The 21,030-nt window shown below is 65.9% G+C and carries 14 protein-coding genes; 2 read left to right on the forward strand and 12 right to left on the reverse strand.

Translation table 11 applies throughout. The features are described 5' to 3' along the window. Positions 1-4: 4 nt before the first annotated feature. The 4 genes from J1902_RS11285 to J1902_RS11300 all read right to left on the reverse strand — a co-directional run bounded on the left by J1902_RS11285 (position 5) and on the right by J1902_RS11300 (position 9,782). On the reverse strand, positions 5-1,372 hold the full coding sequence (locus tag J1902_RS11285; RefSeq protein ID WP_207616354.1) for a hypothetical protein: 1,368 nt from the start codon (positions 1,370-1,372) through the stop codon (positions 5-7). A gap of 2 nt (positions 1,373-1,374) precedes the next feature. Further along, entirely contained in the window at positions 1,375-1,878 is a 504-nt protein-coding gene (locus J1902_RS11290; RefSeq protein ID WP_207616355.1) for an RNA polymerase sigma factor, read from the reverse strand. Positions 1,879-2,077: 199 nt separating this feature from the next. After that, positions 2,078-8,884, reverse strand: a complete 6,807-nt coding sequence (locus tag J1902_RS11295; RefSeq protein ID WP_207616356.1) for a DUF11 domain-containing protein — start codon at positions 8,882-8,884, stop codon at positions 2,078-2,080. A 382-nt stretch (positions 8,885-9,266) separates the two neighbouring features. After that, the gene (locus J1902_RS11300) at positions 9,267-9,782 is read right to left on the reverse strand and encodes an 8-oxo-dGTP diphosphatase (RefSeq protein ID WP_207616357.1); all 516 of its coding nucleotides are present in this window, start codon (positions 9,780-9,782) and stop codon (positions 9,267-9,269) included. A gap of 90 nt (positions 9,783-9,872) precedes the next feature. Between J1902_RS11300 and J1902_RS11305 the strand changes: the two genes are divergently transcribed. Continuing rightward, positions 9,873-10,616 carry a hypothetical protein gene (locus tag J1902_RS11305; RefSeq protein WP_242701898.1) on the forward strand — a complete coding sequence of 248 codons (744 nt, stop codon included), beginning with the start codon at positions 9,873-9,875 and terminating at the stop codon, positions 10,614-10,616. Positions 10,617-10,655: 39 nt separating this feature from the next. On the opposite strand, the gene J1902_RS11310 is transcribed toward J1902_RS11305, so the two are convergent. The 8 genes from J1902_RS11310 to J1902_RS19340 all read right to left on the reverse strand — a co-directional run bounded on the left by J1902_RS11310 (position 10,656) and on the right by J1902_RS19340 (position 18,947). Beyond that, positions 10,656-11,318 (reverse strand): NUDIX domain-containing protein, encoded by a 663-nt coding sequence (locus tag J1902_RS11310; RefSeq protein ID WP_207616358.1) that lies wholly within the window; start codon positions 11,316-11,318, stop codon positions 10,656-10,658. A 27-nt stretch (positions 11,319-11,345) separates the two neighbouring features. After that, on the reverse strand, positions 11,346-13,091 hold the full coding sequence (pyrG, locus tag J1902_RS11315; protein WP_207616359.1) for a CTP synthase: 1,746 nt from the start codon (positions 13,089-13,091) through the stop codon (positions 11,346-11,348). 116 nt (positions 13,092-13,207) lie between these two features. Next, positions 13,208-14,944, reverse strand: coding sequence for a DNA repair protein RecN (gene recN / locus J1902_RS11320; protein WP_207616360.1), 1,737 nt, complete (start codon positions 14,942-14,944; stop codon positions 13,208-13,210). Between the two features lie 3 nt (positions 14,945-14,947). Beyond that, positions 14,948-15,970, reverse strand: coding sequence for an NAD kinase (locus J1902_RS11325; RefSeq protein WP_207616361.1), 1,023 nt, complete (start codon positions 15,968-15,970; stop codon positions 14,948-14,950). 13 nt (positions 15,971-15,983) lie between these two features. Further along, positions 15,984-16,796 carry a TlyA family RNA methyltransferase gene (locus J1902_RS11330; protein ID WP_207616362.1) on the reverse strand — a complete coding sequence of 271 codons (813 nt, stop codon included), beginning with the start codon at positions 16,794-16,796 and terminating at the stop codon, positions 15,984-15,986. 2 nt (positions 16,797-16,798) lie between these two features. After that, positions 16,799-17,035, reverse strand: coding sequence for a protein-tyrosine phosphatase family protein (locus J1902_RS11335; protein WP_207616363.1), 237 nt, complete (start codon positions 17,033-17,035; stop codon positions 16,799-16,801). Between the two features lie 9 nt (positions 17,036-17,044). Further along, on the reverse strand, positions 17,045-18,031 hold the full coding sequence (locus J1902_RS11340) for an HAD-IIA family hydrolase (RefSeq protein ID WP_207616364.1): 987 nt from the start codon (positions 18,029-18,031) through the stop codon (positions 17,045-17,047). Position 18,032: 1 nt separating this feature from the next. After that, positions 18,033-18,947: a hypothetical protein gene (locus tag J1902_RS19340; RefSeq protein ID WP_307794432.1), complete on the reverse strand. Its 915-nt coding sequence runs from the start codon at positions 18,945-18,947 to the stop codon at positions 18,033-18,035. Here J1902_RS19340 and J1902_RS19345 point away from each other — a divergent pair. After that, complete coding sequence (locus J1902_RS19345; RefSeq protein ID WP_242701899.1) at positions 18,942-20,714, forward strand: hypothetical protein; 1,773 nt, start codon at positions 18,942-18,944, stop codon at positions 20,712-20,714. The genes J1902_RS19340 and J1902_RS19345 overlap by 6 nt on opposite strands. Positions 20,715-21,030: the final 316 nt, after the last annotated feature.

Genomic DNA, 21,030 nt, shown 5'->3' on the forward strand with positions numbered 1-21,030 from the left:
GTCGTCAGGGCGTGATCCGGAGCGAGGTGATCATCCGCTTGGCGTTCTTGTACTCCGCCGTCTGCATGTAGGCGATGGCTTCGTCCATAGTGCCGAAGGTGAGCGTCCCGCGTGTCATCTCAGGAGGATCTACCTGTCCGATAACGAAGGCACTGGCAAACATGTAGGGGTCGAATCCAGAGCCCGGCCCGTCGATTTCGTTGATCACCTGATACGGAGCCCTCCCCTCGGAACCTGCAAGCGTGCTGGTCAGCCCATATGAGGCGAGCACTTTCCCATCACCGTTTTCAAGTGCACGGTAAGCAAAACGGGGCGAGACCGCCAGAGGCGAAGTGGCGTCGAATGGCTGGTAAGGAAGTGGCACTTCCACGTAGTCCAACACCGTATACGCCAGACCGGGGCCGCTGCCGCCAGGTCCCGGCCGCCCCTGATTCTGAACCGTCCCGTAGGCCAGCCGCGCCACGATTTTCTTACCCTCGTCTTCGATAGCCAGGATGAGTCCTCCGCTATCCCCAGGACCTCGCTCGCCCGGAACAACGCGCCAGCTCTCCGGGTGGCTGAAACTCAATTTCCCGTCGGCGCTGGCGTAGACCTTCCAGCCGTCGGCCACTGACGCAGTAGGCCCCGGCTGCGTTGCCGGCTGGTCACCGACCAGCTGCGGCCGGAGTTCAACGGGGATCCCCGCCGCGGCGAATCGCTCATCCATCTCCTGGTTCGTCACGACTACGCCGCACGTTCCAACATCGAAAGATACTCCTCGGCAGTTCCAAGACATCACCCTTGACCACTTGGCCGATAGATCGGTGACAAAACGACCGTTCTGCAGCTTGGCGAAGTAGTATTCCCCGTCCCAGCCTGGCTCCAGCCGGCTGTACCCCATCCAGCCACCGGCACATCCAATCACGTCGGATTGTGGAGCCGGCAGCTCACCAGGAGCGCCTGAATTGATGGTGGAGATGTTACTTGACGAGCATTCTGCTGACCCCGTCGTCGGGAAACCGGGCGAAGGCGTTGGCGTTGACGTTGCATCTGTTGGCTGGCCCGTTGCCGTGCTGCTCACGGCCGGCGGCGCAGGCGCCGGAACCAGGGACCCCAGGTTGCCGGCCACAACAACCGCGGCCGCTGCCGCAGCCGCCGCAAGCCCCACAACCGCGGCCCGCAGCCCCCACCGACGCTTGCTGGCCCGGTGCAGGTCAATGGGCGGATCCAGAGGCCCGTCTGCATAGTCATCCGAGAACGTCCTGACCTCTTCAGACAGCATAGGTGCCGTTCCGGCGCGTCCGAAGACAGCCTGCGGGTCCGTCAGTGCCGGCCTCGGCGGCTCGGCCACGACCGGCTTTGCGTCCCTCATGAGCTGTTCAATGCGATCCATGGCTAACCCTGCCTTTCGGACATCAGATGAGACGGGACAGCGCTGGCAAAAGCTTTCCTCGCCCGGTGCAGCCGCACTCCCGCGGCAGAAACGGAACAACCGAGACTTGCGGCGAGTTCCGCCGTCGTCAGCTCGTCCCAGTAGCTCAGCATGAGGACCTCACGGTCCTTGTCGTTCAGTCGCGAAAGGACGTCCGCGACGGCGGCGGCCTCCGGACTGCGGTGCGTCTGTGCTGCCGCTCTGGCCTGGTCGGCCAGGCGCTCGGTGAGTGAGCGCTCGCGTTGGCGTCCGCGGTACTCGTTGCCCACCAGGTTCCGTGCGGTGGCTATGAGCCAGCCGATCCCTGGAACGTCCGGATTTTGCTTTTCCCAGGCGATGCGAAAAACGTCCGAAGCCAGTTCCTCGGCCCGCTGGGCGTCACTGATCCGGTACGCGATGTACCTGTATACCCGGCCAAAGTGTTCGGTGTGCATCGCGATGAACTGATGCTCCCTTGTAGCCAACATGGTGTTCCCCTTGCATGCGGACAGTTCCCCCTTGACCCTTAAGTGTCCGCACGACGGGAGAAAATTACATCGCTGCAGGAAAAAATTTCCTGCAGTCTGCAGCCCAGCAGTTCCTGGACAACCAGTCATCCGCTCCGGGGCCCGGACGCAACAGACCGCCTGCAGGAAACCTGCAGGCGGTCCGTTAGGCACTTCCGGACTATGCGGTCCGGAAGGCCCGCCGCCGCGTGGGCTTCACGGCGACGACCAGCAACGTCCCGATCAACAGCAGGGCCGCCGCCGGCCAGAACCAGGCGGTGACCCCGGTGCCCGTGACGGCGAGCGCCGCACGTTCCACCGTGGTCACGTGCGTGGCCCTGTTGTTACCGGTCACGGTCTCAGGGGTGGAGGTGGTGACCACCGCTACGTTGGTGAACGGGCCATTGCCCATGTAGTCGGTGATCGAAGCCTGGACCCCGATGGTGATCTCCTGTCCCGCGGCCACTACGCCGAGCTTGCAGGTGAACGACGTTGCAGAATTGGTGCAGCTGCCGGTGGACGGAGTCAGCGTGTCCGCCGTGACATCAGCCGGCATGGTGTCCGTGACCACGACGTCCCTGGCCTCGGTGGGACCGTTGTTGGTCACCTTGAGGGTGTAGGAAATCGCTGCCGAGCCGCCCGTGTTGGGCAGCAGGACCTTTTTGGTACCGGTCTTGACGACGGCGACGTCCGCCTCGTCCGGCGCGGGAACGCAGGCTTCGGCTTCACCGCCTGTGCCGTCAACCACGGTCAGTACCACCTTGTTCAGGAAGCCTGTGCCGTCATCGCCCTCCCCGAGGGTGCAATCCCTGGCATCCGATCCTGTTGCCGGGGCGATCGTGGACGTGGTGGTCACCGTGAAGGTGTGGACCGCGTCCGGGTTGATCGTGGTCGGTGCCGCCGTCAGCTGGGTGACCGTGGTGCCGTTCCATGCGGGGTTGACTGCAGCGTCCGTGCTGGCCGCACTGGCCCCGGTGACGGTGATGCCGGCGCCGAACTTCAGCGTGTCCACCAGGTTGTACTGCTCGGTGACGAACGACGCCGAACTGACCCTGATGTTGTACGTCACGGTGTAGCTCGAGTCGGCGTTCTTGACCGGTCCGCTGGTGACTGTCTTCCTGATGTCCACCGGGCCGCGCTTGGCGTTGGTGTAGGTGCAGGTGATCACGTCGCCCGGTGCCGGGTTCAGGATCGCCTCCATCCCTTCGATGGTGGCACCGCCGAACGTCACCCCGCCCTTGAGGCATTCGAGGTCCAGGAAGCGCCATCCATCCTTGGCCTGCTCCGTGATGCCCCAGTCCTGGACCGGGTTGAGTCCGGCGAACACCTTCGGCTCCTGGGTATCGGTGAGCGTGAAGTTCTCGCCGAATTCGCTGTTAGGCAGGAACCACAGGAAGTCGAACAGTGCGGGGTCCGCTGCAGGAACGGTCTTCTTGTCAATGATGACCGTGGCGGTCTGCGTGTTCTCGAACACGCAAGTCACCGTCTCGCCCGGATCCAGCTTGATGTTGCCGGTCTTGCTGGGTCCGTCGATGGAGCTGGCAGTTCCGCCCGCGACAGAGTCGGAGCAGGAGAGCACCCTCGACAGGTAGGCCGGGAACGCGTTGTCCTCGGATACCGTGTAGCTGCCGGGCAGGACGTCCATGAACGCCTGGTTTCCGGTGCCTTCGTTGGTGGTGACGTCAAAGCCACCGTCAGCCAGGGCCGGGGTTCCCGACGTCCAGCTGCCGTTGAATCCGAAGGTGCCGTCGGCGCCGTCGACGTTCTTGACGATGACGATCCTGCCCTTGGCGGTGTTGGTGATGGCACATGTGATGTGCGCGTCCGGGCCTACCGTGAACGGAATGGTCACTGTCTGTCCGTTGAGCGTGCAGGTGAAGTCATCTATCGTCCACCCGGAGCCCGGGTTCACCTCAGTCACGGTGTAGTGGACCCCGGGGACCAGCGCCACAGTGGCTGTTCCGGTTCCGCCGGCGGTGACGATGGTCTCCTGGGTCTCGACGCCGTTCTCCGCACCGGTGATGGTGAAGTCGAACGAACCGTTGCCGCCCACCGCTGTCTTGACGATGGTCAGCTCGCCGGGCAGGACTGCGTTGGTGACGGCACAGGCGATGCTGTCGCCGGCCTCCACCACGATGGTGTTCCCGACGACCTCCGTGGTCCCATCGGCGTGCGTGACCGTGCAGGTGATGGCCCCACCTGTCCAGCCCGCGGGAAGCTGTTCGGTGACGGTGTAGCTTTCACCGGTCAGCAGGCTTCCCCACCCAACAGTCGGGTCCGCCGTCGTCGCGTTCTTGGTGCCCGTCTCGCCGTCGGGAACCGGCGAGACGGTGAACGGGATGGACCAGGCGAAGTCCGGAAGGACGCCCGTGACCGTCTTGGTGACCTCGACATCGCCGGGTGCGGCGGTGTTGACGAGGCTGCAGGTGATCAGCTGGCCCGGCTGGGTGATGGTCACCTGGAAGCCGGCCAGTTGCGGGTTCTCATCCGCGCCGGTGGAGCAGGTGGTTTCGCCTTGGGTCCAGCCGGCAGCCGGTTCTTCCTCCGTGATGGTGTACTGCTTGTTCAGGACCAGCGGCTGGAACGTCACGGTGTCGCTGCCGTCTCCGGTGCCCGAGGCTTCCTGCGGGCTGGTCACTCCGGCTTCCACCGGGGAGATGGCGATGCCGAAGGACCATGCGTGGTCATCCGCCACGCCCTCAACCGACTTGGTCACCTGGATGGCGCCCGGGGCCGCACGATTGACGAAGGTGCACGTGATGGTCTGCCCCGGAGCCGGGGTCAGGGAGACGCCGTTGGCCGTTACCGCTGCCTGGTTGCTGCAGGCGGAGGTGGCCAGATCGAGCGTCCATCCCGGTACCGTCACTTCGTTGACCGTGTACGGCTGCTTGGCCGGCAACAGTGCTGAGGTGAAGGTGTTGGAGCGGGTGGCGTCCGCGTCGTCGTCGAGAATGAACGACGGCGGCAGCGGGCTTCCGGTGGCGTTGAACGTGAAGTCCTGGTCGTCGTCCGGAACGGCATCCTTGACGATCACGATCGTGGAGCGCTGGGTGTTGGTGTAGGTACACGTCACCGTTTCGCCCGGATCGAGATCAATGGTGCCCACGAGGCCCTGGACCGAGCTGGTGTCTCCGGCAAGGTTGCCGGCGCAGACCAGATTAGTGCCGTCGTACCCGGGGGTCGGATCCATTTCCGTGACCGTGAGGGGGCTGCCGTCCTTGGGGACAACCACTCCGGTCCAGGTGCGGCTGGTGGTGCCGCCCACGGTGGTCAGCTGGAAGTTGTTGACGGGAGTGCCCGTTGCCGGGTCAGCCCAGTTTCCGCTGAAGTCGAAGGTGCCGTCGGCTCCTTCCACGTTCTTGACGATCACGATGGTGCCGCGGCCTGCCTGATTGGTCCACCGGCAGACGATGTCCTCGGTGGCCGCCTTCGGCACCACGATGCTGCCCGATAGGGCACCGCCCTGGTATGTCAGCGAGGCGCCGGTGCAGACAAGAGACGCTGTGTAGGCTGCCCCATTGGCTGCGTCCAGGGACTCGGTCAGTCCCACGGTTTCGCCGGAAAGAACCGTCACGGTCTTGACCGGGGAATCCACCTCGCTGCCCGGGGCGCCGGTGGATACAGACACTTCCGGGAGGCCCGGGAATCTCGACGTCGCCCCGAGGGTTGCCTGGTCGCCGTCGGCTCCGTCAATCCATTCCTTTTCGAGGGTCAGCTGGACGCTGTTCCGGTTGTTGGTGAACGTGCAGCTCACCGGCGCGGCCGTTTTGGGCATGGTGTACGAGCCGCTCAGCCCTGGCGTTGGCTCCGGGACCAGACCCGCAGCACTGCAGGACAGGCTGGAGGTGTAGGAACCAAGGTTTCCGGCGCCGAGGACTTCAGCCAGGGAGACGGTTTCTCCGGAGAGCACCGACGCCGTCACGGTGTTCGTGGTGTCCGTGAACTGTGCCGATCCGTCTGCGACGGAGGTGGCTCCGGCTGCAGGCGACTGGCCGAGCTGGGCGGTGATGTCCAGATCGGCAGTATCCCCTTGAGCACCGTTGGTCCAGTGCTTCTTAAGGGTCAGCAGGGCGCTGGTGCGCGTGTTGGTGAACGTACACGTCACGGCCACAGGGCTCGCAGGAACCGTGTAACTACCTGTCAGCGCCAGCGGCGTGTAGCTGAGGCCGTTGGCGTCCGTGCAGCTCAGCGACGCCGCGTAGGAGCCCACATTGGCCGGAGCCAGGACCTCCCCAAGGTTCACCGTCTCGCCCGCGTATACCGTGAGCACGGCCGGCGTGGTGCTGGCCGGTGCCGTGGAGCTTCCCTGCGCAACGGGAGAAAGCCCGCTGCTTCCGGAAGCGCTCAAGGACGCCTGGTCTCCCGTCCGCCCGTTGACCCATTCCTTGGTCAGAGTCAGCTGGGCCGACTTCCTGGTGTTCTGGAAGGTGCAGGTGACTGTGACATCCGGGGAAGTCACGGTGAAGTTCCCCGAGACCCCGGTGTTGTTCGCCGGAACGATTCCGTTGTCACAAACCAACACCGAGGAGTACCAACTGCCGTTGGTGCCTGCGTGGGCAGCCTCGGACACCGTGACGTTTTCACCAAGCACCACCACTACGGCCGGGTTGGAAACGAATCCGTTGCCCACGCCGTCGGGACCGCTCTGCAGCGCGCCATTAATGTTCAGGTCGAACTTGCCAGGGTCGGCAGCCGGCGAAAGCTGCTTGGCAACCTTGACGTTGGCCGTCTGCTTCGCGTTATTGAACGTGCAGGTGACGATATGGCCGGGCTGGATGTTGATGTTGGTCAACTTGCCCGTGGCCGGATCGAACGCCGTTCCGGGCAGCGGTTGAGTTCCATCCACACAGGTGGCGGACACCTTGGTCCAGAAGAGCTCAGACGTTGATTCAGTCACCGAGTAGGTGCCGGCGTTGACCTCGTTGCTGAGCTCTGATCCACCCGGCGTCACGTTGTTCACCGTAGTGATGTTGCCGCTGATGACCTGGGTGTTCTGGGCATCCCGTGCATCGAAGCTGAAGGTTCCGTCGCGCAGGGTGGTTGCCTTCTTGACGATCAGGCGGCCCTGCTGTTCATTCGTGAACGTGCAGGTGACAATGTCACCTGCAGCCAACGTGACCGTCGTCGAAAGGTTGCCCTGGACATATGCGGTGGCGCTGGAACCGCCGGACCCCGTGGTGGTGATGACGCAGGCAATGTTGACCAGGGCGTAGTCCGGATCGTGCTGCGTGTTCGCCGCCGTCAGGAGCTCGGCGATGGTGTAGGCCCCCGGCGCCAGGTTGGGCGAGGTGTTGGACTGCCCGATCTGCAGGGAGAACTCGGCCGTTCCATCGGGGGCAACAGCGTTATTCGCGTAGTTGTTGTCGAAGCCGAACGTATCCGTGGCGGTCTTGCCGTGCCCGTCCTTGACGACCTTGATCTGGCCGTTCTGGTTGTTGGTAAACGTACAGGTGATGACCTGTCCGCCAATGGTGGTCAAGCCCACGGAGGAGCCTGCGACGGTTCCTACCGGCTGCTGCTGGCCGTCAAGACAGACGATGCTCTGCAGTACCCAGCTGGGCGTACCTGCAGGAACCAATTCGCTGATATTGATCTGGCTGCCCGGAGTGAAGGACAGCAATCCCGAGCTGTCGCCCAAGGTCAATGGAATGGATGGTTTGCCCGTGACATCAAAGTTGAACACCGTGTTCGTATCGCCGGCGCCCGTCTTGTTGATCACCACGCCCGAGGTCTGGTTGGTAATGACGCAAGAGGTCTTGACCCCGTTGTCCACAGAGATCGGCGGAATCTGGAACAGCTGCGTGACGTTGTTGAGGCTGTCCGTCACGACTTCCTGTGAGCGCAGTGCACCCGAGGGCACGGCAAACGGATCCCACCACGTACATTTCACGTTCAGCAGAGACCAGCCGGACGGCACCGTGGTTTCCCGGAGCCGGTAGTCCGGCTGGGCGGTCACGTTGCTCCAGATGTGGGATTCGCCGACCTTGATGGCGGAAACAATCTTGGAGGAGTCCAGCTGCGGAGTAGTCGCGCCGGCGCCCTGGACTGCGAGGTCCGGGCCGAAGGTCGGCTGCTGGTCTGCCGCGTCCAGGGTGTAACCGAAGACATCGGCTCCGGTGAGGCCGGCAGGGTTTGATTCCTTGGTGATGCTGATGCTGGAACAGGTGTTGATGACCAAGGGGCTCGACGGGAGAATCAGATCCTTGAGTGTCGGGTTTCCTCCGCCGGGGTCGGTGATGACGCCGCCCAAGGTGACGGAACTGCAGACGTCTCCCGGAAGGACACCCGTTGCGGTCAGGTCAATGGCGAGCTCTCCGAATACGGCGGCTGCCGGATCATCAGTACCCGTCTGCACACCGGAGGTGAGGTTATTCGTGAATTGCCAGGTGGTGCCGTTCCAGGTGCCGACCCTGACCGTGTTGGAACCCCCTCCACCTTCTGCGTGGAAGAACTCGATCAACTTATCGTCTGCTCGGCCATCCTTGTTGAAGGGGTTTCCCGGGGTCGGATCCATCGGGCCCAGGATGGACACAAAGGTGGTCATGGTGCCGCTTTTTCCTGGAATGCGGTTCCAGTCCATGTACAGGACGTAGTGCAACTGACCACCGACATTGACGATCTCGTAGGCGACTTCCGAGCCGCACAGGTCCGTTTTCTCCGGACTGATCGCGCCAGGAATGAAGACCCAGTCGTCTTCGAGCTTCGTGCCGGCTACGGCCTGGGTCGGGTCCGTGCCTGTACAGGCGTCAGGCATGTCCCGGTACGCGACTATGCCCGTGGACTGGCGGCCTTGGGCCGTGGTGTACGGCCCATAAGGGGAAGCGGCGATGCCCGCCCAGTCGTTGACGCCCGTGCGGTTGGCACCGCCTGGACCTTCGATTTCAAACTTCGTAAATTCGCCCGCAGCCGTGTGGCCCGGCAGGGCGGCAAAGGCCGGAGCCGCCAGGCCATAGGGTCCGGCGATGGCCAGGACCAGGGCTGTAAACAAGGTGATAGGACCGCGGCGGGTACGCCGACGGGGAACTGCATGTCTCATGACATCTCCCGGGAAACTGATTGCCCAATAGAGCGCCCATAAGGCGGCGCTCTCTATCAGTTGTCACGAGAGTTCAATGCGTCCCCCTGACAACATTGAACGGGCAGCTCCCCAGCTCCCTGGTCCGTACAGCACAGACCATACACCCGGAATTGCGAATACAAGCCCGCTTGGGCAGCAATTAACGATTGCCAGCTCTCAATTGACTGGGATTCGTGGGAGAAAATCGATTAACAAGTAGCTCTGCCGAAAAAAGACGGGTACTACTTGGCCACGGTTCGGCGGGCGGCAATAGGTAATCGCAGGGCCGCCCCGGCGGTCCTGCCGAAGGGGGTCAGGCCCCCGGCTGGAGGCATGTCGCGGAATCCCCGCAGGCGGCAGTATGGACCTCGGCGACACTCTCGTTGTCGTCGGCCAGGATCACCCTGACGGCAAGCCGCTGGCCGGATATCATGGCAGGCACCCAGTGCTCCGCGTCGGCCCACATCTGCTCAACCGGCAGCGTTTCCAGGCCGTACCAGCGCGGCGTGATTTCATCGCTTTCGGAAGGTTCGCCCTCCCATTTTCCGGTCAGGAAGACGGTCGTGAACATGTTCCACTCGGGCCTGCGGGGGAACTCGAAGTCCACTGTTCCGGCGAACACAAGGTCCTGCGGAACCACCGTGACATGGACTTCCTCGCGCACTTCGCGGCACGCCGCTTCGAGGGCTGTCTCCCCTGCTTCCAAGTGTCCCCCGACGCCCACCACCTTGCCCGTCCCGAAGCCGGTTTTCTTGGTTCCGAGCAGCACTTCCTGCCCGTCCGAACCATCGCGGAGCAGGAAGCAAAGGGTCACGTGCGCAGCTGTCATGGGCCCAGCCTACTTTGGCGAGGAATCACCGCCGGCCATGCGGCACCGCATGCCCTGAGGCACGCGATGCCGCCTTGCTACAGTGGGGCCATGAACGTACCAGCGGGCGAGGGGCCGGCCGTCGACGCCCTCCCGGAGGCCAGCATGCAAGGCGAAGAGGGCAGCGGAACACAACCCGAGGCGGTTCCGGCGAAGGACGCTTGGCTGCCGCGCTGGCTGATCAGGCACCCGCTGTATGCGGGCTGGGTGTGGACAGGCTTCTGGGCCGGCCTGATCGTCCTTGACGAATTCGTGGATCTTGCAGGATGGACGTGGTACGTGCTGGTGGGTATGGCAGCATTGCCGACGCTGGTTTCCACGCTGGCGGTGCTGAAGGCAACACCCAGGCGTCATCTGAAACCGCAGCAGGAATCGGTCCTCGCCCACTTCTTCGTACGTTTCCTGGCCCTGCTCGCCGCGTTCCTCGTCTGGGGCTTTTCCGTCGTGGCAAGTGCGTCGATCTCCAGCACCGTGCAGGTTCTGGCCGGCGACTCCGAGCGAGAGGTCACGTCCTTGGGCCTGAACCTCTTGCTGGCCGCGGTTCCGCTGGTCTTCTCAGTGCTGTGGCTGGCCTTTATCGTGCGCTGCGCGTGGTTCCTTCGCCGGCTGCGCGGCTGGAGCCAAAGTCCGGCCAACTCAAGGGTGCCCAAGAAGTTCCTGCGCGGGCGGCCCGGGCTGCGGCGGCTGGTGGTGGGACTGGCGCACCCTGGCCTGCTTCTCGTGGCGGGGCTTGGCACTTCTGTTCTGGCCCTGCTCCTGGCCAGTGTTGAATTGACCATCGACGTACTTCGCTAACCTGCTGGCACGTTACTGGCGCTGCAAGGCGGGATCCGCTCAGCGCTGGCTTGGATGCGCCGGCCACGGCGCGTCGGCCGGGCGGAGGTTCGTGAAGCCGTCGGCCTTCGCTGCGGCGGCCGCGAGGATCCCGACGACGGCCGAGGGGTTGTGCAGGCGCCCTTCCAGGACCGCCGCCACGGCGTCGCTGAGCGGGACCCAGCGCAGCTCGATTTCGGCTTCTTCGTCGGTACGGACGTGCCGTTCCGCTTCCGGAACCTCACCGAGGCCGCGGGCGAGGTAGATCCGGATGGCCTCGCTGGAGGAACCCGGGGAATTGAAGAAGTCGGCCAGCACGTTCCACGTGGCGGCGGTGACGTCCGCTTCTTCGGCCAGTTCCCGGGCCGCCCCCACCACGAAGTCCTCGCCCTCGATGTCCAGCAGGCCCGCCGGAATCTCCCAAAGATCCATCCCCACCGGATGCCGGTACTGCTTGAGCAGGAGGATCTCGCCGTCATCGTTCATGGGAAGGACGGCCACGGCCCCCGGGTGGTCGATGTAGTCGCGCACCAGGGTACCCGTGTCCTCGCTGAGCTGGAAGGCGTCGCTGACGACGTCCCAGATCCGGCCCTCGTAAACCGTGCTGGAAGACAAAAGACGGCGCGGGCTCGGCATGTCCGAAACCTGCCGTGACGTGCTGGGGGTTTCAGAAATGCCGGGCATCGCGCCGTCCTTCGTTTCGTGTTTCCGTTACTTGGCAGCTGCCTTGCGGGCAGCAGGCTTGGCAGCCGTGCCGGCGGCTTCACGGCGGTCCAGCGCGGCCTTAACGAGGCCAGCGAACAGCGGGTGGGGGCGCGTGGGGCGGGAGCTGAGCTCGGGGTGCGCCTGCGTGGCCACGTAGTACGGGTGGACTTCGCGGGGCAGTTCGACGTACTCAACAAGCTTGCCGTCGGGAGATGTTCCGGAGAACACCAGGCCCTCTGCCGCGATCTGCTCGCGGTACTTGTTGTTGACCTCGTAGCGATGCCGGTGGCGTTCGCTGACGCTGGTGGAACCGTACGTTTCAGCAACCACGGAGCCTTCAAGCAGCTTGGCCTCGTACAGGCCCAGGCGCATGGTGCCGCCCAGGTCGCCCTTGCCGTCCACGATGTCCAGCTGCTCTTCCATGGTGGCGATCACGGGGTACTTGGAGTCCGGCTCGAATTCGCTTGACGATGCGCCTTCCAGGCCCACCACGTTGCGTGCGTATTCGATGACCATGCACTGCAGGCCGAGGCACAGGCCCAGGACCGGCAGCTGGGTTTCGCGGGCGAACTTCAGCGCACCGAGCTTGCCTTCAAGGCCACGGATGCCGAAGCCGCCGGGCACGCAGATGGCGTCGACGCCGGCCAGGGACTTGGTGGCCCCGGCGAGGGTCTCGCACTCGTCGGAGGGGACCCAGCGGATCTTGACCTTAGCCTCGTTGGCGAAACCGCCGGCGCGCAGGGCCTCGGTCACGGACAGGTACGCGTCCGGCAGGTCGATGTACTTGCCGACCAGGGCAACCTCGACCTCGTGCTTCGGGTTGTGGACGGCCTCGAGAAGCTTGTCCCACTTGGTCCAGTCGACGTCCTTGAACGGCAGGTCGAGGGCACGCACGATGTACGAGTCCAGGCCCTGGGCGTGGAGCGTCTTGGGGATGTCGTAGATGCTGGGGGCATCGGCGGCGTTGACCACGGCGTCGATGTCGACGTCGCACATGCGGCCGATCTTCTCGCGCATGGCCTCGGGGACTTCACGGTCCGAGCGGATCACGATCGCCTCGGGCTGGATGCCGATGGAGCGCAGCGCGGCAACGGAGTGCTGCGTCGGCTTGGTCTTCAGTTCCTGCGAGGGGCCGATGTAGGGCACCAGGGAGACGTGCAGGAAGAAGACATTGCCGCGGCCGACGTCCTGGCGGACCTGGCGTGCGGATTCGAGGAAGGGCTGGGACTCGATGTCGCCAACGGTCCCGCCGATTTCGGTGATGATGACGTCCGGGGCGTTCTTGCCTTCGGCAGGCAGGCGCATGCGTCGCTTGATTTCATCGGTGATGTGCGGGATGACCTGCACAGTGTCGCCCAGGTATTCGCCGCGGCGTTCCTTGGCGATGACCGTCGAATAGATCTGGCCGGTCGTGACGTTGGCCGAACCTTCGAGGTTTTCGTCGAGGAAGCGCTCGTAGTGTCCGATGTCGAGGTCGGTCTCGGCGCCGTCGTCAGTCACGAAGACTTCGCCGTGCTGGAAGGGGTTCATCGTTCCCGGATCCACGTTCAGATAGGGATCGAGCTTCTGCATTGTTACAGACAAACCGCGTGCCCGCAGCAGGTGGCCGAGGCTCGAAGCCGTCAGTCCCTTGCCGAGCGAGGACGCCACACCACCGGTGACGAAGATGTGTTTGGTCGTCTTGGACGAGCCCGGGAACCGGGAATTTACACGGGAATTTGATCGCTGCACCACGGAGTTCGAGCTTATCATCAATTACGCCTTCCAAGCGTCTGTTTTTGATTTCCCAAATGTTCCATGGTGGCTTACGGGGCGCCCCCGGAGCAAGAGCAGGCAGCTGCACACAGGGCGACGTGAGCCGAAACACCTCAGGGCCGCGGCAGCAACTTCGCGTCGTCCAGGAGCTCCTGGGCATGGGCGCGCGCCGATTCGGAGTCCTCCTGGCCAGCCAGCATCCGGGCCAGCTCCTTGACTCGCTCCGCTTCGTCCAGCAACTGCACATCGCTCGAGGTGAACCCCGTGGCGGGCTTGCCGTCGGCGCCGCGAACGGAAGTCTTGGTGACGCGGATGTGCTGGTCCGCGAAGGCGGCCACCTGGGGCAGGTGGGTGACCACCAGCACCTGGACGTGCCGGGCCAGCATCGCGAGCCTGCGTCCGATCTCCACGGCGGCCCGGCCGCCCACGCCGGCGTCGACCTCGTCGAAGACGAACGTCGGCACGGGGTCCACCGCCGCGAGCACCACCTCAATGGCAAGCATGACGCGGGACAGTTCGCCGCCCGAGGCACCCTTGCCCAGCGGCCGTGACGGGGCGCCGGAATGCGGCTGCAGCAGGAAGGCGATCTCGTCGACGCCGTGCGGGCCCAGCTGGCCGCCGGCCTCCACGTCGATCACCAAGGTGGCGTCAGCCATGGCCAGGGCCTTCAGTTCCGCACTGACACGGGCTGAGAGATCCTTGGCGGCCTTGAGCCGCGCCTTGCTGATGCCCGCGGCCAGTTTGCGCAGGGTGGCCTCGGCGGAGAGCACCTCCGCGTCGAGGGCCTCGATCCTGCTCGAGTCGTCCTGCAGCTCGTCCAGCCGTGCACGGGAGGCTTCGGCCCATTCCAGGACTTCATCGATACTCGGGGCGTACTTGCGGATCAGCTTTGCCAGGGCGGCCCTGCGTTCCTCGATCTCGGACAGCCGCTCCGGGCCCTCGGTGTCCAGGGAGGCCTGGTAGCTGGAGAGATCGGAGGCGATGTCGTTGAGCAGGAAACCCACCTCGGCAAGGCGGGCCGCCGCGGCGCCCAGTTCCTCGTCATGCTCGGCAACGTGTTCCAAGGCGCGCTTGGCGGCGTCCACGAGGGTGGTGGCGTCTCCGGTGTCACCGAATTCCTCGGCGATGAGGGCTTCATGGGCGGCGGCCGCTGCGAGGCGGAGCTCCTCCACGTTGGCGAGCTTGACGGCCTCGGCCTTGAGCGTCTCGTCTTCGCGGGCCTGCGGGTCCACCTTGTCGATTTCGGCGAGGGCGGCTTCAAGGGACTCGGCCTCCCGCAGCCGTTCCCTGGCCTCGCCGCGCAGGGTTTCCAGCTCGGCCTGGATCGATTTCCAGTGCGCGAAAAGCTCCTGGTACTCCCCCAGTACTTTGGCCAGCGGCGCTCCGGCGAAGCGGTCCAGGGCGTGGCGTTGCGCGGTGGCCCCCTTAAGCCGGATCTGGTCCGACTGACCGTGGATCACCACCAGGCTTTCACCGATCTCGGCCAGCACGCCCACAGGTGCGGAGCGCCCGCCAACGAAGGCCCGGCTGCGTCCATCGGCACCGACGGTACGGGCAAGAACCAGCTCGGCTACGCCGTCGAACTCTTCAGCTTCGCCGCCCGCCTCGCTGGCCCGGGCCACGGCGTCGTGCCCCGGGTCCAGCTTGAGCACGGCCTCGGCAGAGGCCGATTTGGCGCCGCTGCGCACCGTGCCGGCATCCGATCTGGCGCCCAAGAGGAGCCCGACGGCGGTGACCACCATGGTCTTGCCGGCGCCGGTTTCACCGGTGACGACACTGAGGCCGCGGCCCAGCGGAAGCGTGGCATCGGCGATGACACCAAGGTCACGGATTCGGAGTTCTTCCAGCATTCTTCACTTCGCCTTCGTGGGGTCGGCCTGATCACCGGGCCCGGCGTCCCTGGGGCTGGGCAAGGGAGCCGGGGTAAAGGTCCGGATGATGGGCGTTGGTCCGGTGTTGACGTCCTCGGAGTGGGGTGCCGGGCCCCTCCAGCCGTGGATGGGCAGCTCGAACTTGCGCACGAGCCTGGCAGAGAAGGGCGTCTTGTGGGTTCGGGCGAGCCGTACCGGGGTGGTGGAACGGGTCACCTCGACGCGCGCGCCTGGCGGCAGGTCCACGGACCGCCGTCCGTCGCACCAGAGCACCCCCTGGGCGTCGGTGCGGTTCATGATTTCGACGGCGAGCTTGGACCGCGGCGAGACCACCAGGGGTTTTGCGAAGAGCGCGTGGGCGCTGATCGGAACAATGACGAGCGCCTCCACCTCGGGCCAGACCACGGGGCCGCCGGAGGAAAATGCGTAGGCGGTGGAGCCGGTGGGCGTTGCCAGGACCACGCCGTCGCAGCCGAAAGAGGTCAGCGGGCGTTCGTCGACTTCGGTGACCACCTCGAGCATGCGCTCCCTGTTGGCTTTTTCGATCGAGGCCTCGTTGAGGGCCCAGGTGTGCCAGATCTTCTGCCCGCGGACCCAGACCTGGACGTCGATGGTCATGCGTTCTTCCACGGAATAGTCGCGGCTCGCGATCCACTCCACGGTCTGCGCCAGGTCTGCCCGCTCGCTTTCCGCGAGGAAGCCCACATGGCCCAGGTTGACGCCCAGGAGGGGCACATCGACGTCGCGGACCAGTTCGGCGGCCCGGAGAATGGTGCCGTCGCCGCCGAGCACCATGACGAGTTCGACGTCTTCCAGCGAGACTTCCTCGTGCAGGATCCCGATCGGGTTGTCCAGTGCACCGAAGAAGCGCTCGACGTCGGCCAGTTCCGATTTCTGCAGAACGGGGATGAGGCCCGAGGCGTGGAGCTGCGTGCAGGCATCCCAGGCCGCGCGGAGCGACTCCTCCCGCCCTGTGTGGGCAAGGACCAATACACGCCTGCTCATCGGGTTCCGCTTCCTAGTTGTTCGGCCAGATTGTTTCCATTAGCGCAGCAACTTCTTCGTCCCGCTCTTCGATCTTAGGCAAGACCGCGGACATCCTGCGTTTTATCCACAGGAAGTATTCGACATTTCCGTCCTGGCCCGGCAGCGGGCTCGCCGCCAGTCCGTGCAGCCCCAGCCCCGCATCCACCGCGGCACGCGCCACCTGGGCGACCGCGCGGCGTCGTTCATGGTCGGAGGAAACCACTCCAGTGCGGCTCAGGCGTTCCTTGCCGACCTCGAACTGCGGCTTCACCATGAGCACCAGATCGCCGCCGGGCTCGGTGCAGGCCGCGAGCGGGTGCAGTACCAGGGTCAGGGAAATGAAGGACAGGTCCGCGACCGTCACTGCTGCAGGGCCGCCGATCTGTTCCGGCGTCATGTAGCGGACATTGAGGCCTTCGTGCACGATGACGCGCGGATCGTTCCGCAGTACCGGCACCAACTGGTCATGCCCGACGTCCACCGCCACCACCTGTGCGGCGCCCTGCCGAAGCAGCACGTCCGTAAAGCCCCCGGTGGAGGCACCGGCATCGAGGCAGCGCTTTCCCGCGACGTCGACGGCGGGAAACGCCTCCAGCGCGCCGGCAAGTTTGTGCCCGGCACGGCTGACGTAGGTGTCCTCAGCGTGGGATTCAACGTCGAGAACGGCGTCTGCGGCCACCTGCTGGGCCGCCTTGACGAGGACGGTGCCGCCGGAGCTGACCTTGCCGTCGGCAATGAGTTTGGCGGCATGGGTCCGTGACCTCGCCAGTCCGCGGACGACGAGTTCCTGATCGAGTCGCGCCATGCTCAGCTTTCGCCGTCAGTGCGGGTGCCGGCATCGGCCGGCTCCGCGTCCAGGGCTTCACGCAGGGCGTGATGGATGCCGGAATACAGTCCGCTGTGTCCGGCGACGGGCGCCGCAGGGATGCCATCCAGTTGCTCGAGGACAGCGTCCACGGCCGGATCGCCTGTGGGGTTGCCGGAGCCGGGCCATTGCGGGAGCGTCCGTTCCGCTGTTTCCGGGGAGTCGTTCAGCTCGGTCATGGCACCAGTCTAGTTTTCACGCCATTCCAGCCGTGGTGTGGTTGCCGCGGCTGCTTCTGGAACGGCGGTCCACCATGCGGCGCAGGCCGCACGCCAGGCATCCAGGTCCGTTTCGGAACCGGTGACCGAGACCGCACCGTCCGCCACGCGGGCGGAGGCCGCACCGCAGCGGAACAGTCCGGCGTCGTTGACGATTTCCGGATAGGGCTCGTAGAGCCCCGTGAGGTCTGCGAGCAGGTACGCAGGACGCTCGTCCGTGCGGGCGGCCAGGATGGTCCGGGGCGTGTCGACGCCGGTCAGCACGGCCGCCGTCGCATAGCCTGCACGGTTGCCGCCCAGAATGTCGGTATCGAGCCGGTCTCCGACGACAAGGGGACGATCGGCCTCGAGCCGCTTTGCGGCGACATGGAACAGCGGCGCCTCCGGTTTCCCGGCAACGAGCGGCTTCTGGCCGGTGGCGGAGGCCACCGCGGCCACGAGTGTGCCATTCCCGGGGGCGATACCGCGGGCCTGCGGGATGGACATGTCCGTGTTGGTGGCGACCCACAGGGCGCCCGCCGCAATGGCGTACGCGGCCTCGGCCAGGTCCTTCCAGCCGATCTCCGGGTTGAAGCCCTGGACCACGGCCACCGGGTGCTCTGCCTGGCTGTGCACGGGGGTCAGCCCGGCCAGTTCAATTTCATGCGCCAGGGCGGCACTGCCAGTGATCATGACGCGCGAGCCCGCAGGCAGCAGGCCGGCCAAAAGCTCGCCTGCCGCCTGCGAAGAGCTCACTACCTGATGATCTTCGGCCGGCGCCCCGAGCTCGCGCAAATGCGCCGCGACCTGGGCCGGCGTGCGGGAGGCATTGTTGGTCACATAGCCCAAGCCCACGCCCACAGTTCCGAGGCGCTGCAGCGACTCCACAGCACCGGGAATGGCGTGCGGGCCGGCGTACACAACACCGTCAAGATCGGAAAGAACCGCGTCGAACGAAGAAATCAGGGAATCAGTCATGCTAGGACTCGTTGCCGTCTTCCTCGTGTGCTTCCTCTGACGGCGCTTCTTCGGCGTCGCCGTCTTCGTCTTCTTCCACGGAGTCGCGGTCAGACTCTGCATCGTCGGACTCGAAGTAATCGGACTCGGCGTCATCGAGTTCGGTATCAGCCAGTTCCACGTCCGCCGCGGAGGCCTCCGAGATTGCTGCGGCTACGGCCGGCTGGTCCTCGTTGGCGTCTTCGGAGCCAGCGTCTTCGGTGTTCACGTCGCCTGCGGGGCGTTCGTAGCGCGGCTTGCGTGCTGCCCGCTCTTCTTCCTCGTCCCAGCCAAGGTCCATGATGTCCGGCTCCTCGAATTCGCCGACGCCCAGGGCGTTCTCGGCGACGACAGCCTGACGGTCCCACTTGCCGGCTTCCTCCGTGCGGCCAACGGCCGTCAGTGCAGAGGCGTAGGCACGGAACAGGCGCGGGCTGTAGGAGAAGGCCCGGTTGATGTCCAGCTGCACGATCTCAAGCTCGGTCACGGCAGCGTCGAGCTGCCCGAGGTCGGTGCGGGCACCGGAAGCAACGATGGCCAGCTCCACCTTGCCCGGGGCATCCAGATCCTGGGCTTCGGGCGAGCGTACGGCGTCGAGGGCGCGGTCCGGACGGCCAAGACCGCGTTCGCAGTCGGCCATGATCGGCAGGTGGACGTTGGAACCGCTGATGCGGCGGTACGTGCGGAACTCCCGCAGTGCCTCGCCGTAGTGGCCGGCAGCGTAGGCGGTCAGGCCCACGGCTTCACGGACGCAGGAGAGCCGCCCGCCGCGGCGGCTTGCTGCCAGTGCGTGCTGGAAGGACAGCTCCGGCTCGATGTCGATCAGACGGCCAGCCATGACCAGGTGCTTGGCAACCCAGCCGGCGTTCTGTGCTTCCAAGGTCTTGATCTGGTGCACGGTGGCGCGGTCCAGCTCGGTGCCTGTTACGTCCTCGTCGATCTCAGGAGAGCGGTCACGGTCCGAGCGGTTGGCGCTGCGCAGGTCTGCGGCGTTCGGGACGCGTGCGGGACGCTCTTCCCAGGAGCTGCGACGCTCATCGCCACCACGGGCCGGGCGGTCCCCGCAGGGCTTGCGGTCGCGGTCGCCACCGCAGGAGCGGCGCTCATCGCCACCACGGGCCGGGCGGTCCCCGCAGGGCTTGCGGTCGCGGTCGCCACCGCAGGAGCGGCGCTCATCGCCACCACGGGCCGGGCGGTCCCCGCAGGGCTTGCGGTCGCGGTCGCCACCGCAGGAGCGGCGCTCATCGCCACCACGGGCCGGGCGGTCCCCGCAGGGCTTGCGGTCGCGGTCGCCACCGCAGGAGCGGCGCTCATCGCCACCACGGGCCGGGCGGTCCCCGCAGGGCTTGCGGTCGCGGTCGCCACCGCAGGAGCGGCGCTCATCGCCACCACGGGCCGGGCGGTCCCCGCAGGGCTTGCGGTCGCGGTCGCCACCGCAGGAGCGGCGCTCATCGCCACCACGGGCCGGGCGGTCACCGAAGGGCTTGCGGTCACGGTCGCCACCAAAGGAGCGGCGCTCATCGCCACCACGGGCAGGACGGTCACTGACAGGCTTGCGCTCAGGGCGGTCGCCACCAAAGGAACGACGCTCATCGCCCCCACGGGCCGGGCGGTCGCCGAACGGCTTGCGGTCGCGGTCGCCACCGAAGGAGCGGCGCTCATCGCCACCACGGGCCGGGCGGTCACCGAAGGGCGGGCGGTCACGGTCGCCACCAAAGGAGCGGCGCTCATCGCCACCACGGGCCGGGCGGTCACCGAAGGGCGGGCGGTCACGGTCGCCACCAAAGGAGCGGCGCTCATCGCCACCACGGGCCGGGCGGTCACCGAAGGGCGGGCGGTCACGGTCGCCACCAAAGGAGCGGCGCTCATCGCCACCACGGGCAGGACGGTCACTGAAAGGCTTGCGCTCAGGGCGGTCGCCACCAAAGGAACGACGCTCATCGCCACCACGGGCCGGGCGGTCGCCGAACGGCGTGCGGTCCCGGTCGCCGAAAGGCGTGCGGTCCTGGCGGTCGCCTGTACAGGGACGACGCTCACCATCACGGGCCGGGCGGTCGCCGAACGGCGTGCGGTCCCGGTCGCCGAAAGGCGTGCGGTCCTGGCGGTCGCCTGTACAGGGACGACGCTCACCATCACGGGCCGGGCGGTCGCCGAACGGCTTGCGGTCACGGTCGCCGAAAGGCTTGCGGTCCTGGCGGTCGCCAGTAAAGGGACGACGCTCACCATCACGGGCCGGGCGGTCACCAAAGGGCTTGCGGTCGCGGTCGCCACCGAAGGAACGACGCTCATCGCCACCACGGGCCGGACGGTCACCGTCGCGCGCCGGACGGTCACCGAACGGCTTGCGGTCACGGTCACCGAAGGGCTTCCGGTCGCGATCGCCACCACGGGCAGGACCATCAAAGCTGCGCGGGGCACGGTCGCTGAAGGGCTTGCGATCGCGGTCACCACCGAAGGAACGGCCTGCGTCGCCGTCACGGTTGTCCCTGGAGCGGAAGCCGCGGGGGTCGCCGCCGGAGTTGTTGTGAGGACGGAAAGAGCCGCGGTCTCCCCGGTTGCCGCCGAAGTTTCCGCGGTCGCCGCTGCGATTGCCGCCGTTGTGCTCAGCCATGGTGGATTCCTCCTGTTGCGAGCCGACCACTGGCGCGTGCGCAGTCGCTCATAACCTTATTTCGTTGTCACGCCGCCGGGCACCACGAAAGGAACCAGCTCGTATGTCTAATGCAATTCTAGGCGACACGCTTGCAACCACCGAACGCCAAGGTGCCCTTTCGCCCCCGCCGTGGGAAGTCTCACAGCCTGGATGCGGGCCGCTTGGGTGGCCCGGACCCGGCCGGGATGCCCCTGAAGAACCGCAAGCGCCCGACGCCGGGGTGGCCGGCGTGGCAGGCCGGCGCCCATTCCAGCTTCCGTGACCGTGCCTGGCATGCCTGTTTTTGGGTTAAATGGGAGTGCCCCCAACCGGGGTTGGGGGCTCTCGA

The organism is Arthrobacter cavernae (assembly GCF_017368795.1).
Lineage (GTDB): Bacteria > Actinomycetota > Actinomycetes > Actinomycetales > Micrococcaceae > Arthrobacter > Arthrobacter cavernae.